This is a genomic window from Pradoshia sp. (assembly GCF_051873915.1).
In the GTDB taxonomy this organism is placed as follows: domain Bacteria; phylum Bacillota; class Bacilli; order Bacillales; family Pradoshiaceae; genus Pradoshia.
In genome coordinates, this window is the sequence record NZ_JBJEFJ010000068.1 from 1 (window position 1) to 13,615 (window position 13,615).

Sequence of the window (13,615 nt, forward strand, 5' to 3'; positions counted from 1 at the left end):
ATAGGAGAGGTGGTGGAAGTGCGGGAGAAAGCCAGTAAGTCGAGCTTATCCCCCCCTTTCGCTTAGTCAAATCTATTATCAACCTACTAACATTCTCCTAGGGTTTTATGCATGAATCTCTTCTTTTAACCATAAAAATAGACAGACTATTACACTATTTTATTAAAGGGAAAGATAAAGAAAAAATGGTAAGTAAAGTAAAAAAATCAAATAAATTGTAGTCATTTTCCAAAACCTGTGACATAATAAATCATAATATTTTAATAATTTATATTACTCAAATAATAATACATAATGTGCAGGAGGGAATTGTTTGGGGGACTCTGTGGTTTTAGATGTAAGAGAATTGACTATCTCATTTCGGACAGATGGTAAAGAGGTTCCTGCGGTTGAGAAGGTTGATTTTCAGCTAAAAAAAGGAGAAATCCTCGGGATTGTTGGAGAATCAGGGAGCGGGAAGAGTCTGACGTCCCTATCAATTATGGGACTATTGCCTAAGCCGCCGGCAATCGTTGATTCTGCTTCTTCAGTCATATTTAACGGTGAGGATTTGCTTAAATTGCCGGAGACGAAGATGAGAAAGATTCGGGGAAACCAAATTTCAATGATTTTTCAGGAGCCGATGACTTCCTTGAATCCGTTGTTTACGGTTGGACAGCAGATGACAGAAGCATATCGGCTCCATCATGATACGAATAAGAAAAAGGCATTTGCTGAATGTGTGGCGATGTTAAAGCAGGTTGGTTTGCCAAGGGCTGAGAGTATGATGAAAAATTATCCCCATGAGCTTTCAGGCGGGATGAGACAGAGGGTTATGATTGCGATGTCCATGGTGTGCCGGCCGAATATATTGATTGCCGATGAGCCGACGACAGCACTTGATGTGACGATTCAGGCGCAAATTTTGAAATTGATGAAGGATTTAAATGAAAAGACCGATACATCGATTATTCTTATCACGCATGATCTTGGGGTTGTTGCAGAGGTATGCGACCGAGTGCTCGTCATGTATGCAGGCAAGATTGTGGAGAAGGGGAATGTCAGGGATATATTTAAGAACCCGAAACATCCATATACAAAGGGGCTGCTAAAGTCTGTGCCTGATATTCGTCAAAAGGACAGCAAGCTGTATTCCATACCGGGCAATGTGCCTAAGCCAGGTACCATTGATAATGGCTGTGTGTTTGCACCGCGCTGTGAATATGCCATGCCGGCATGCGGTACCGTGTCTCCATCCTTGCAGAAGATATCAAATGAGGGGCAGATGGTAAGATGCCTGTTATATCAAGGAGAGGGAGGGGAAGCGGCTCATGACGGAGCAGTTATTAAAGGTTAATGGCCTGAAGAAGTATTTCCCAATCAATGGAGGAATCCTCAGCCGCAAGCAAGGCGAGGTGAAGGCAGTAGATGATGTTTCCTTTTACGTGAAAAAGGGAGAAACACTAGGGATTGTTGGGGAGAGCGGCTGCGGCAAGTCGACGACAGGACGGCTCCTGATGAGATTGATGGATCCGACCGAAGGAAGTATCGTCTTTGAGGACAAGGAAATTATGAAGATGTCCAAAAGTGAGCTGAAGGCTGTTAGACGTGATATCCAAATGGTGTTCCAAGATCCCTATGCATCCTTGAATCCGCGCCATACGGTGAAGAAGATTTTAGAGGAGCCGCTAATTGTCCATGGAGTCGGTAATAAAGAGGAACGCAGAAAACGCATCCGGGAAATGATGGATGTCGTTGGATTAAGTACATATCATTTGGACCGCTATCCGCATCAATTCAGCGGCGGACAGCGTCAGAGAATTGGAATTGCCCGTGCCTTGATGACAAAGCCGAAATTAATTATCGCCGATGAACCTGTTTCAGCACTCGATGTTTCGATTCAGGCACAGGTTTTGAATTTACTTAAGGATATCCAGGCTGAATTTGGCCTGACCTATATATTTATCGCGCATGACCTTGGAGTTGTTCGGCATATCAGCGACCGCGTTGGTGTTATGTATCTCGGGAAATTGGTTGAATTGGCTGATAGTGAAGAGGTGTATACAAATCCGCTCCATCCGTATACGAAAGCTCTTCTTTCCTCCGTTCCCATTCCTGACCCGGATATTAAGAGGGAGAGAATTGAATTGACTGGTGATATTCCGAGCGCTTCAAATCCGCCAAGCGGCTGTGCGTTCCATACTCGCTGTGTCTATGCAATGGATGCCTGTAAATCCATTCATCCGGTCTATCAGGATGTTGAGAAGGGTCATTATGCTGCATGTCATCTATATGATGATGCCATCAGCAATGATAATAAAATCAAAAAATAGGGGGTTACACGTTTGATGAAAAAGAAGCTATTGCTAGCCATGGTAAGTATTATGATTGCCAGTTTGTTTCTAGCAGCCTGTAGTTCAGGAGATGAGGAAACAAAAGGAAAATCAGGCGAAAGCGGCGATAAGAAGGATACACTTGTATATGGCCGCGGCGGGGATTCTACCTCTTTAGATCCAATCACAACAACAGAAGGGGAATCTTATAAAGTAACCATTAACGTATTTGAAACGCTATTGACGTATGGAGAGCAGGATACGACTCTTCATCCTGGACTTGCAGAGGAGTGGACTCCGTCAGAGGATGGACTGAAGTACACGCTCAAGCTTCGTGAGGATGTTAAGTTCCATGATGGAACTGATTTCAATGCAGAAGCAGTCGTCTTTAACTTTGAACGCTGGATGAACGGGAATGAAGAGCTATTCCCTTATTACACGATGTTTGGAGGCTACAAAGGGGATGAAGGGCATGTCATTAAAGAGGTAAAAGCGACGGATGAATATACAGTAGAATTTACGCTGAAGCGCCCGCAAGCTCCTTTCTTGAAGAACCTGGCAATGAGCAGCTTTGGAATTGCGAGCCCAACAGCGCTTAAAGAGCAGGGCGATGAGAATTTCAGCAAAAACCCAGTAGGAACAGGACCATTTAAGTTTGCTGAGTGGAAGGCAAATGACAGCATCGTTCTAGAGAAAAACGAAGACTATTATGTGGATGGCCAGCCAAAATTAAACCAATTGATCTTCAAAGTTATTCCTGATAACTCTGCAAGATTGAATGCATTATCTACAGGTGAGATTGATTTAATGGATGGTGTAAATCCAACTGACTTGGAGAAGATCAAATCTGACAGCAATCTTCAAGCCATTGAGCGACCGGCAATGAATGTCGGCTATGTTGGCTTCAATGTGACGAAAAAACCATTTGATAATGTCAAAGTGCGTCAAGCGCTCAGCCATGCAGTAGATAAACAATCCATCATTGATTCCTTCTATTCTGGATTAGCGGTGCCGGCAAAGAACCCGATGCCTGACTCCATTGAAGGCTACAATGATGAAATCTCTGATTATGAGTTTGACTTGGATAAAGCCAAGAAATTGCTCGCAGAAGCAGGCTATCCGGATGGATTTAAGGCAGAGCTATGGGCGATTCCAGTTGCACGTCCATATATCCCTGAAGGAAATAAAATTGCTCAAGTTATCCAAGAAAGCTGGGGCAAAGTTGGCGTAGACGTAGAAATTAAAACGGTTGACTGGGCAACTTATCTTGACCAGGCAGCTGATGGGGATTACCCAGCTTATATGCTCGGATGGACTGGTGACAATGGTGACCCGGATAACTTCCTTTACACATTGCTAGATAAGGATTCCATTGGGTCCAATAACTATTCCTACTATGCCAATGATAAGCTCCATGATATCTTGATTGAGGCACAAACAGAAGTTGACCAAGAAAAACGGAATGAACTATATAAGCAAGCACAAGAAATCATTCACGAAGATGCTCCATGGATTCCACTCGTTCACTCTACACCATTATTAGCTGCCGCAGCGGATATCTCAGGCTTTGTGCCGCATCCAACTGGCTCTGATTATTTCAAAACCGTAGAGTTTAAGTAAAAGTTTATGAGGAAGGGGCACCCGATAAGCATGACAATCTATTGGGCTGTCCCTTTCATTATGGGGGTAAAGTGACATGCTATCTTACACGATTAGGAGATTATTATCCGTTATACCGGTTTTGATTGGCATGACGATCATCGTCTTTGCAATTGTACGGGCGATTCCAGGTGACCCTGCTCAGGTCATTCTCGGTCAACGGGCGACGGCTGACGCGATTGCCAATTTGACGAAGGAGCTAGGGCTTGACCGGCCTTGGTATATCCAATATTTCGATTACATAAAACAATTATTCTCCGGTGACTTGGGAACCTCTTTAAGGACGAAGACACCAATTGCAGAGGAAGTGTGGCCCTATATCGCCGCAACATTGGAGCTGACGTTTGTTGCTATGCTGCTTGCAGTGTTTATTGGCGTCAACGCCGGTATTATCAGTGCATGGTTTTCAAATTCTTGGTTTGATTACTTGGCGATGGTATTGGCATTGATTGGTGTGTCAATGCCAATATTTTGGCTGGGACTAATGGAGCAGTGGGCGTTTTCTATCCAATTAGGATGGCTTCCGACCTCTGGAAGGGAGAATGTCCGTGATCCGATTGATTCGATTACCAATTTGTATTTAATTGATACGTTGATACAAGGCAATTTTGGGCAATTTGTTACAGCTGTTAAGCATTTGATATTGCCAAGCTTTGCACTTGCAACGATCCCAATGGCCATAATTGCCAGAATGACCCGTTCTACGATGCTGGAAGTGATGAAATCTGATTTCATCCGTACAGCAAGGGCGAAGGGGGTTAGCATGTTTTGGGTGGTGTACAAGCACTCCTTAAAAAATGCGTTCATCCCTGTCCTGACCGTTATTGGACTGCAGACAGGCCTTCTTCTCGGGGGAGCTATTTTAACTGAGACGATTTTCGCTTGGCCTGGGATTGGAAGATACTTATATGATGCGATTAATTACCGGGATTATCCGGTTATACAATCAGGCATTCTTTTGATTGCGACAGCCTTTGTATTTATTAATTTAATCGTCGATCTTCTCTATGCACTAGTGGATCCAAGAATAAAATACTCCAAATAGAGGATGTGAATATAGTGGCGGAGTTGGCTGGAAAGACAGAATTACAGCTTGATACAAAACCAAAATCTCCCTGGGTTGAGGCCTGGATTATTTTTAAGAGAAACCGCTTAGCGCTTGTTGGTCTCGGCATTGTTCTCTTCTTCGTGTTATTGGCGATATTTGCCCCGTTCATAGCGCCTTATGGCATCAATGAGCAAGATTTAACCAAGCGATTGCTGCCTCCATCGGCCGATAATTGGTTTGGAACAGATGACTTTGGGCGGGACATTCTGTCTCGTGTCATCCATGGGGCAAGAATCTCGCTTTGGGTAGGATTCTTTTCCGTTTTAGGATCCGTTATTATCGGGGCTATGCTTGGTCTTATTGCGGGCTATTATGGAGGCTTGATCGATACGGTCATCTCCAGGTTCTTTGACATCCTGCTTGCTTTTCCAAGCATTTTGCTCGCGATTGCGATTGTATCTATTTTGGGACCATCTCTTCAAAATGCCCTTATCGCGATTGCGGTAATTAATATTCCGACCTTCGGAAGGTTAATCCGTTCGAGGGTGCTAAGCGTAAAGCAGGAGGAATACATATTGGCAGCGAATGCACTGGGCATGTCAGATGGCAGGATTATCTTCCATCATGTCTTGCCAAACAGTATCACACCGATTATTGTTCAAGGAACATTGGCTATAGCGACAGCCATTATTGAAGCAGCAGCACTAGGGTTCCTTGGGCTTGGCGCTCAGGCTCCTACACCAGAATGGGGGAAAATGCTGGCGGATGCGAAAGGATATCTCGTTCAGGCACCTGGTACGCTTTTCTTCCCAGGTCTTGCCATCATGCTGACTGTACTTGGGTTTAACTTATTAGGAGACGGACTGAGGGATGCTCTCGATCCGAAAATGAAGCAGCAATAAAATAAGAAACGCCTCGTGTATGGGACTGTCATGCCGGGCGTTTTTTTCGTTCTTTGCAGCTTGGAAATATTCCTAGGCTTTCGCGCATATGAATGAGTAGGTAAAGTTCGCGGGTCAGGAGGGTATATGATGAGCAATAAACATGAGCAAGAAGGGATACTGCCGGCCAATGCCTGGCTTGATAAAGAACAATTAAAATTACGCATAATGGAAGAAGAAATAGTGGAGATTGATGATTTTTTTACGAATTTGGCAGCAAAGGAGATGATGGAACGAGCTGAAGGCGATTCGAAAGTGGAGGAGGTGCCATTTGATGGGGGAGAGGTGCCGACAGTGCTAAGTTTCGGTGTAGAGAAAAAGAAGGATGAACGTACTGAACTTTTGGATGCTGATGAGGCGACTTCTTACCTGAATGGTACGAAGCGCAAGAAACTAGAGGATATGACTAAGGATGAATTGGTTCGTTACTTGGCTCAAATACCAGCCTTGATGCCGAGACCCATCTGTGATTTCTTTATTGAGGGGAAGACGCTGAGGGGAACGGTTGAAAAGGTTAAAGGAGAATTTGTCTATATAAAGGTGGCGTTCGGGAAGAAGTGGATTAAACATCCGATTAAACAAATCAAAGGGATCAAAATCGTCCGTTTCTAGCCATCTGACGAGTGAGGACATTTATAATAGACAAACCTCCTCCCTTTTTCATAAAGTATAACATCTGGGGGAGGAAGGAGGACCTGAATAGTGAAAGGACAAAGAAAAGTCATTCAGCCGGTACCTAAGGTAGGAACCTCCGCGGTAAAGAAGAAAGGCTGCGGATGCGGGAAATGGAAGAAGGCGGTCCGCCAGCAAGGATAAATGAAGTGAAACGTCGCTAATGCGGCGTTTTTTTATTTGTAAGCCTGCGGATAAAATTTCGAATCAGGCAGAGAATAAAGTCGAGTGAGTTTTATAGTAGGGGTGAAAAAATAGTGAGGAAAATCTATCTGGTATCAATAACCATGCTTCTTTTCTCGATTTTTTTAGGGGGATGTGCTGGTGATTCGAGCAGCAAGGAAGCCATTCGGTCGCTTATCTCATCAGTAGACATGGACCCTGTGTATTTGGGCGGGGATAAGGAAGCACCGCTCGAGAAAATCAAAAAGACCGTTGCCGATCATGATGAAATATATGATGTGGCGGTCGTGCAGAATGGAAAGGACATATTGGTTGCCTATAAGGTGAAGCATTTGAAACGCTTCAAGATGGCATCAATCGATAAAGACTTGACTAGTGATTTGAATAAGAGGTTTAAAGGTTATGACATTGTCATCTCGAGTGACATGAAAATATTTCTTGAGGTTGTCGAACTAATCGTTCAAGTACAGGATAAAGGTTATTCAAAAGAGAAGGCAAAGAAATGGTTTGGAAAGATAGAAAATCTTGAAAAAGAAATGACTTAGGTAGGTGAAGGGCAATGGCTAAAAACAATAAAACACCTGAGCAAAAACAATATGAGAAATTGGAACAAAAATATGAGACGAAACGTCCGGTTTTAAAGAATTGCTTAAAGGCCTTTTGGGTGGGAGGATGCTTCTGTTTAGTCGGGCAATTGATTACGTACTTTTATATTTTTTTCTTTAATTTCACAGAGCAGACGGCAGGGAACCCAACGGTTGCTACGATGATTTTCATCGCGATGCTTCTGACGGGCTTTGGTGTATATGACCGGATTGGACAATATGCCGGCGCAGGAAGTGCTGTTCCGGTGACAGGCTTTGGAAACTCAGTGATTTCAGCTGCGATAGAGCACCGTACAGAGGGGCTCGTCCTTGGTGTGGGAAGCAATATGTTCAAACTGGCAGGGTCGGTTATTGTATTCGGTGTATTCTCTGCCTTTGTCGTTGCGCTGATCAAGCAAATATATCAAATGATAATAGGAGGGTAATTATGCTGAGTGGCAAACAATCTTGGCTTTTTCAGAATCATCCTGTGATTACATCCACGGGTGTCAGCGTAGGCCCCTTTGAAGGTCAAGGGCATCTTCGAGATGATTTTGACATTATTCATGATGATTTATGGCTCAATGAGGATTCCTATGAGAAAGCGCATCGTGTCCTCCTTGAAGAGGCGGCCAGCTGTGCGATAGAGAAAAAGGGCTTGAAAAATGAGGATATTCAATTCCTGTTTGCGGGAGATCTAGTGAATCAAATTACCCCGACAAGCTTTGCGGCAAGAACAATGGCGATTCCGTATCTAGGGCTGTTCGGTGCATGCTCAACATCGATGGAGGGGCTGGCACTCGCAGCCTTTGTCGTCAATTACCGAGGGGCGGAGAAGGTGCTGACAGGTGCATCGAGCCATAATGCGGCCATCGAGAAGCAGTTTCGCTATCCAACAGAGTACGGGGGGCAAAAGCCGCCGACCGCCCAGTGGACCGTGACTGGTGCAGGAACTGCCCTGCTTGAGCAGAATAAGAAAGCTGCTTCGAATCAAATTGTTGTGAAGAGTGCGACAATCGGAAAAGTAATTGATTTGGGGATGGCAGACCCGTTCAATATGGGAGGAGCGATGGCACCGGCTGCGGCAGATACCATTGCTGCTCACTTCAGCGATTTCAATTTAAAGCCCGACCATTATGATTTAATTGTGACGGGGGATCTTGGGAAAATCGGCCAAGCGACAGCTCAGGATCTATTAGAGCAAAAGGGTCTGAAGTTGAAGGAAGGGCGGTTTCGTGACTGCGGTCTTATGCTTTATAAGGATGACCAGAACGTACAATCTGGCGGGAGCGGGGCAGGCTGCTCTGCAACCGTCCTTTACGGCCATTTACTGAATGAGATGAAAAAGGGCACCTATAAACGGATTTTACTAGCGGCAACCGGGGCCTTGCTTTCGCCGCTAACGGTACAGCAGAATGAATCCATTCCATGCATAGCACACGCTGTGTCTATTGAGATGGAGTAGGGAAGGGAGGAAAGCTTATGCTAGCTATGTTTTTTTGGGCTTTTGTCGTTGGCGGGCTGATTTGCGTAATTGGCCAGCTTCTTTTTGACATTGCCAAGCTGACACCTGCCCATACGATGAGTTTATTGGTTGTAACTGGTGCGGTCCTTGGGGGCTTTAGGTGGTATGAACCACTTGCCAATTTTGCTGGAGCAGGAGCAACGATTCCGATTGTCAGTTTCGGCAATTCCCTTGTAAACGGGGCAATGCAGGAGGCAGGCCAGCATGGACTTGTAGGTGTATTGACTGGAATGTTTGAGATTACATCTTCCGGGATCTCTGCTGCTGTTGTTTTTGGTTTTCTTGCAGCCTTAATTTTTAAACCAAAGGGATAAATGAAATAAATGCTGGAACAAAAAAGACAAGGTTAAGCGCCTTGTCTTTTTTAGGGTTGCAGGCAAAGCTCAAGCTCTTTCGAAGAGATTTGGTTTACCTTATTATATTTCTCTTTATACAAAACCTCGATGGTATCCTCAGGTGTCAAGGATGCCGTCTCATCTAGAATATTCATTTGCAGATACAGCGGGACGGGAATCTGCCCGTGGAAAAGGGGAGGCTGTACATATTCTACTTCGGCAATCTGGAAGCCTAAGCTCTCAAAGAACTTTAGTCTTTTGAGGTTGATGGCATATTCCTCCTCATCATGGGCCGTTGTTTCTTTTTCTGTCTCCAGGACAACAGCGCTAAGAGATGGGTAGCCGCTTGCTTTTGCGTCTAGTTGAAGCCGCCTGCGCATTTCCTCAATCGTTTTCTTCCCTAATCCTATCCCGCGCTTTTCTGGGTGGGCAGCTAAATAGACGATGTATCCGAAATTGGCTCGAGCGAAATAATGGGCTGTTGCCATCGAAATCACCTTCCCATTCTCTAGGCCGACGAGAAAATGATAGACATTCTCGCTTGAGCTAAGGGTCAGGCTGCGTCGGAAAAGATCGTGGCTTTCACGCACTTCCTCTGGAAAAGATTCATCATATAAGTGAAGTGCTTCATTAAGTAATGAATCTGAATCATGTAAGTCTAACTCTTTCCATTCAATATCCATAATGTCTCAATCCTTGCTGTGTTTTTACCTTAATTGTAGTGGATGTCTCAAGGGTGAGACAAGGGCAAATTAAAATAGGTATTTGAAGCTGTAATTTAGCCCAGACAGGGAGACCGCTTTTCTCATATGTTATGAGTGTACTAAGCGAAAGCGAGGTGACTTACATGTTTGGATGTTACGGCTACGGTGGCGGCGGCTACGGCGGCGGCTACGGCGGCAGCTGCGGCGGCGGTTATGGCTACGGCGGTGGAGGCTACGGTGGAGGCTACGGTTCTACTTTCGTGCTAATCGTTGTTCTCTTCATTCTGTTGATAATTGTCGGCGCAAGCTTCTGCTAATCTGAATATGGTTGTAAAGAAGAGATCCTGTTGTCTCTTCTTTACTAACAAAGTACGATGGAGGGTTCAGTCCAGCTGGACCCTTTTTATATATAAATTCTTAAACACATCTTCAGGCTGGGCATCATATGATGGCATTATCGAGAAGGAGGCTGAAATATGGATAACGGGTTCTTTAAAAACATGGAGAAGAAAACAGGCGTAAACATGAAAGAAATTATGGAATTGGCTAATTCCCTGCAGAATGCAAATTTCAAAGATGAGAAAACGGTCCGTTCCGTTATTAAGAAGGTATCCCAAATTGCTAATAAACCGGTTCCAAAAGAGATGGAGGACCAGTTGGTCAATTCAATCATTAAGGACGGGAAATCCCTTGATTTTAATACAATCTCAAAAATGATGAACAAAAAATAAAAAGGGAAGGAGCCCCTTGCCCGCATGATGGAAACGGCCGCCGTTCTCCCGAATAAATCCGGGATACATAGGGACCCTTCCTTATTTTGCGGTCATGGCGGCTCCTTTTTTCAAGCTATTTAAGAAACGGGAAGGTTTGGCTGATTTGCCGCGCCTTTTTGATGAAATGGACATATAAAGCTCGGAGCATGCCCGGGTAACAGCTACATATAATAGGCGTCTTTCCTCCTCAATAGGCTTGCGGTCTCCATCACGCCATGCTTCCAGTGCATAGTCATGAGGCATGCAGCCTTCCACACATCCTAAGAGGTATACATATTTATACTCCAGCCCTTTGGACCGGTGAATCGTGCCAAGCTGTATGGCGAATGGCTCATCCTTGGAACGTTTCTTGACCTCCTTAGACATCGCGACCATATGGGTAGCATGATCGACAAAGTCCTGCACAGATGTGAATTTGCTTGCGGCTACTTTCACATCCTTGATTTCATCAGATCCTTTATCCATCTTATTGCCCTCATTGCCGCGTTTTTTTAAATAGTTTTGGAAGCCGAGCTCTTTCTCGATTATTTCAATCGCGACATCTGGGCGCATCTCTTTCAATGTGCGGATAACGGATACAGCCTTCTCGATGGTTTTCTTTTGGAACGGCTTTAATCCGCCAATATGGGCTAAAGCGTCAAGCAAGGTGCAATCATTCAAGATGGATAGGGCCTTTGCATCCTGGGCTGCTGTTTTTCGCAAATAAAGGGGCGGGAGTAAGTCATTTAACATACTAGGATCATCCGGGTTCAGGCTTGCCTTCAGGAAAGCGAGGATGCCCTTAACGGCCCGGCGATTATAAAAGGAATCATAATCAGCATCTACTCTGAAAGGGAGGCTTGAGACAGCTAGGCGTTCAAAGATGGCTCGACTCATCACATTTGTTCTATAAAGAATCGCAAAATCATTTGGCGAAGCACCATTTCGAATCTTTTCCATGATATCCGTCATAATCATCACACTTTCCATCTCCTCATCATGTGGATAAAACAGGACAGGAGCCGGTGATTGATCATGAAGAGCCCTCATTTTCTTTGGTGTGCGGACATGGTTTTGAGCAATGATTTGATTGGCGGTCTGGACGATCTTATGACCTGAACGGTAATTAGCGGCAAGATAAACCGTTTCAAGATCAGGGAAGTCAAGTGATAAATTCAACAGGAAGGATGAATCACTTCCGCGGAATGAATAGATGGCCTGATCATCATCACCTACGAAGCAGATGTGTTCGGCTCTGTCCGTCAGCAATCGCATAATTTCATATTGCACTCTATTAATATCCTGAAACTCATCCAAAAGAAAATAGCGGAAACGGTTTTGATAGGCTTTCAGAAGAGCTTGGTCAGATTTCAGAAGCGTATAGCAGCCAGTCTGCATATCATCAAAATCAAATTTATCGTGTGTTTCTTTATATTGCTCATATTTCTTGTAAAGCTCTAAAGCAGAGTGTTCGAAATCACCTTCTGGGCGGACATCGCTCGGCAGGTACAGGTCATTCTTCCATTTGCCAATTTGCTGTATGCAGGCATCAAACGCAAATTCCCGTTCATCAATTCCAAGCTCAGAAGCTGCCATCTTAAGAATATATTCTTTTTCTCCATCAAATTTAATTAGTTTTGCAGAGTTCCATTTATGCGGATCATGGTGCATGAGAATCCGATAAAAAATCGCGTGAAACGTACCGGTATACAGCGACTGCAGCATGGAAGGATTCATGCCTGGCATCTTTTTAAGTCGTTCCTTCATCTCAAGGGCAGCCTTAGAGGTGAAGGTGACAAGCATGACGGACTTAGGATTGACCTCCTTCTCAAGCAGAAGATAGGCGGTGCGGGAAGTGAGCACCCTAGTCTTACCGCTTCCGGCGCCGGCAAGGACCAGCAGATGGCTGGCATCGGTTGTTACGGCTTTAGATTGCTCCTCATCGAGCGGCCAGCCATGTTCCTTCAGCATCTCTACAAAGGGATGGGAGCTAGCGAGATGGCTGGCTGCCAACTGAACGAATGGAGGCAGGTTTTTAATGTGAAAGGATGGCTGCCAATCGTGATTCCGATTTGATTCAACAGCTGTGATGGAACGAGACTGAGGCAGTCGGAATCCTCCGTACTCGACACTTTCCTTTGTTGCAGGTACAGCACCGCTTTTTGCTTTTGGCTTTTCAGGGCATGGCGGGACTGACGCATCTTTATGAATAAAGTGGGGATTATCATGAATCCCCAAATAGAAAATAACTGCTTGATGGCATGAGGGACAATGCAATTCACCGTTCTTACCGGCCTCATGAACACGTGTATAAGCCTCTTTCGGCCAATCTTCCAATGTAATATATTCATTCTTCCAATAAGCTGTTTTCATTATCAGATTCCTCATTTATATCTTTTTTGGCTTTCGACAGACAAATATAATCTTAACAAAACGTAAGGTAGATTACAAAGAGGGATGACGGTTTCTTCTAGATAGAAATGGGGTATGTTAATAGATGGGAAGAGGTGATACCGATGAGCTATATCATGCCATTCACGCAGTTTGAGTATGTTCAATATACGAATAGAACGGTATCTGCAGAGAGTATGAGGAAGAATGGCATCACCGGCTTAAAGGCTGTCCAGCCGATTCTTTTTCTTCGCAGGAATGAAAACGGAGTAACCCATACTGAAGAGAACAAAGAAGACCTGATTTACCCGATGTCTGGCTTAAATACAGGCAGCAGAAGCCACCGTATTCCTGAAGCATTAGTCAACCAGACGATGAGTGATCTTATCGGTGTTGGGAAGTTTATTAATTTGAGCATCTAATACTAAAAGCCTCTTGAGAAGATAAGAGGCTTTTTCTTGTGGAAAGAAAAACGAGAGACAATCTCCCGCCTGCTGGCAAGGGAGATT

Annotated in this window: 15 protein-coding genes; 13 read left to right on the forward strand and 2 right to left on the reverse strand. The window is 44.5% G+C overall.

From position 1 onward, the window contains the following. The first annotated feature begins 313 nt into the window (after positions 1-313). From ACI35L_RS06780 to spoVAE, 10 genes are all read left to right on the forward strand, one after another. Positions 314-1,336, forward strand: a complete 1,023-nt coding sequence (locus ACI35L_RS06780) for an ABC transporter ATP-binding protein (protein WP_439802512.1) — start codon at positions 314-316, stop codon at positions 1,334-1,336. Then, on the forward strand, positions 1,311-2,312 hold the full coding sequence (locus tag ACI35L_RS06785; RefSeq protein WP_439802513.1) for an ABC transporter ATP-binding protein: 1,002 nt from the start codon (positions 1,311-1,313) through the stop codon (positions 2,310-2,312). The genes ACI35L_RS06780 and ACI35L_RS06785 overlap by 26 nt, the downstream gene beginning before the upstream one ends. A gap of 15 nt (positions 2,313-2,327) precedes the next feature. Next, positions 2,328-3,932, forward strand: coding sequence for an ABC transporter substrate-binding protein (locus ACI35L_RS06790; RefSeq protein ID WP_439802514.1), 1,605 nt, complete (start codon positions 2,328-2,330; stop codon positions 3,930-3,932). 76 nt (positions 3,933-4,008) lie between these two features. Continuing rightward, positions 4,009-5,016 carry an ABC transporter permease gene (locus tag ACI35L_RS06795; RefSeq protein ID WP_439802515.1) on the forward strand — a complete coding sequence of 336 codons (1,008 nt, stop codon included), beginning with the start codon at positions 4,009-4,011 and terminating at the stop codon, positions 5,014-5,016. 14 nt (positions 5,017-5,030) lie between these two features. After that, on the forward strand, positions 5,031-5,921 hold the full coding sequence (locus tag ACI35L_RS06800; protein ID WP_049671745.1) for an ABC transporter permease: 891 nt from the start codon (positions 5,031-5,033) through the stop codon (positions 5,919-5,921). A 126-nt stretch (positions 5,922-6,047) separates the two neighbouring features. Beyond that, complete coding sequence (locus ACI35L_RS06805) at positions 6,048-6,572, forward strand: CotO family spore coat protein (RefSeq protein WP_439802516.1); 525 nt, start codon at positions 6,048-6,050, stop codon at positions 6,570-6,572. A 317-nt stretch (positions 6,573-6,889) separates the two neighbouring features. Beyond that, positions 6,890-7,360, forward strand: coding sequence for a sporulation protein (locus ACI35L_RS06810; protein WP_439802517.1), 471 nt, complete (start codon positions 6,890-6,892; stop codon positions 7,358-7,360). A 14-nt stretch (positions 7,361-7,374) separates the two neighbouring features. Then, positions 7,375-7,845, forward strand: coding sequence for a stage V sporulation protein AC (gene spoVAC / locus ACI35L_RS06815; RefSeq protein ID WP_049671742.1), 471 nt, complete (start codon positions 7,375-7,377; stop codon positions 7,843-7,845). Positions 7,846-7,847: 2 nt separating this feature from the next. Beyond that, positions 7,848-8,864, forward strand: a complete 1,017-nt coding sequence (gene spoVAD, locus ACI35L_RS06820) for a stage V sporulation protein AD (protein WP_439802518.1) — start codon at positions 7,848-7,850, stop codon at positions 8,862-8,864. A gap of 17 nt (positions 8,865-8,881) precedes the next feature. Beyond that, positions 8,882-9,238, forward strand: coding sequence for a stage V sporulation protein AE (gene spoVAE, locus ACI35L_RS06825; protein ID WP_049671740.1), 357 nt, complete (start codon positions 8,882-8,884; stop codon positions 9,236-9,238). Positions 9,239-9,288: 50 nt separating this feature from the next. Here spoVAE and ACI35L_RS06830 read toward each other — a convergent pair whose 3' ends face one another. Next, positions 9,289-9,942 carry a GNAT family N-acetyltransferase gene (locus ACI35L_RS06830; protein WP_439802519.1) on the reverse strand — a complete coding sequence of 218 codons (654 nt, stop codon included), beginning with the start codon at positions 9,940-9,942 and terminating at the stop codon, positions 9,289-9,291. A gap of 164 nt (positions 9,943-10,106) precedes the next feature. On the opposite strand from ACI35L_RS06830, the gene ACI35L_RS06835 reads away from it, so the two are divergent. Next, the gene (locus ACI35L_RS06835; RefSeq protein ID WP_439802520.1) at positions 10,107-10,280 is read left to right on the forward strand and encodes a YjcZ family sporulation protein; all 174 of its coding nucleotides are present in this window, start codon (positions 10,107-10,109) and stop codon (positions 10,278-10,280) included. Positions 10,281-10,439: 159 nt separating this feature from the next. After that, positions 10,440-10,694: a stage VI sporulation protein F gene (locus tag ACI35L_RS06840; protein ID WP_049671737.1), complete on the forward strand. Its 255-nt coding sequence runs from the start codon at positions 10,440-10,442 to the stop codon at positions 10,692-10,694. An 81-nt stretch (positions 10,695-10,775) separates the two neighbouring features. Here the strand turns inward: ACI35L_RS06840 and ACI35L_RS06845 are convergent, their stop codons facing one another. Then, positions 10,776-13,088, reverse strand: coding sequence for a UvrD-helicase domain-containing protein (locus tag ACI35L_RS06845; RefSeq protein ID WP_439802521.1), 2,313 nt, complete (start codon positions 13,086-13,088; stop codon positions 10,776-10,778). Between the two features lie 143 nt (positions 13,089-13,231). Between ACI35L_RS06845 and ACI35L_RS06850 the strand changes: the two genes are divergently transcribed. Next, a complete protein-coding gene (locus ACI35L_RS06850; RefSeq protein ID WP_049671735.1) occupies positions 13,232-13,528 on the forward strand; it encodes a hypothetical protein in 297 nt (98 codons plus the stop codon). The last annotated feature ends 87 nt before the right edge of the window (positions 13,529-13,615 follow it).

What these genes read in the sequence shown, in the direction of transcription:
- ACI35L_RS06785 (WP_439802513.1), top strand. Translation starts at nt 1,311, where the DNA reads ATGACGGAGCAGTTATTAAAGGTTAATGGCCTGAAGAAGTATTTCCCA.
- ACI35L_RS06790 (WP_439802514.1), top strand. Translation starts at nt 2,328, where the DNA reads ATGAAAAAGAAGCTATTGCTAGCCATGGTAAGTATTATGATTGCCAGT.
- ACI35L_RS06795 (WP_439802515.1), top strand. Translation starts at nt 4,009, where the DNA reads ATGCTATCTTACACGATTAGGAGATTATTATCCGTTATACCGGTTTTG.
- ACI35L_RS06805 (WP_439802516.1), top strand. Translation starts at nt 6,048, where the DNA reads ATGATGAGCAATAAACATGAGCAAGAAGGGATACTGCCGGCCAATGCC.
- spoVAC (WP_049671742.1), top strand. Translation starts at nt 7,375, where the DNA reads ATGGCTAAAAACAATAAAACACCTGAGCAAAAACAATATGAGAAATTG.
- spoVAD (WP_439802518.1), top strand. Translation starts at nt 7,848, where the DNA reads ATGCTGAGTGGCAAACAATCTTGGCTTTTTCAGAATCATCCTGTGATT.
- spoVAE (WP_049671740.1), top strand. Translation starts at nt 8,882, where the DNA reads ATGCTAGCTATGTTTTTTTGGGCTTTTGTCGTTGGCGGGCTGATTTGC.
- ACI35L_RS06830 (WP_439802519.1), bottom strand. Translation starts at nt 9,942, where the DNA reads ATGGATATTGAATGGAAAGAGTTAGACTTACATGATTCAGATTCATTA.
- ACI35L_RS06835 (WP_439802520.1), top strand. Translation starts at nt 10,107, where the DNA reads ATGTTTGGATGTTACGGCTACGGTGGCGGCGGCTACGGCGGCGGCTAC.
- ACI35L_RS06840 (WP_049671737.1), top strand. Translation starts at nt 10,440, where the DNA reads ATGGATAACGGGTTCTTTAAAAACATGGAGAAGAAAACAGGCGTAAAC.
- ACI35L_RS06845 (WP_439802521.1), bottom strand. Translation starts at nt 13,088, where the DNA reads ATGAAAACAGCTTATTGGAAGAATGAATATATTACATTGGAAGATTGG.
- ACI35L_RS06850 (WP_049671735.1), top strand. Translation starts at nt 13,232, where the DNA reads ATGAGCTATATCATGCCATTCACGCAGTTTGAGTATGTTCAATATACG.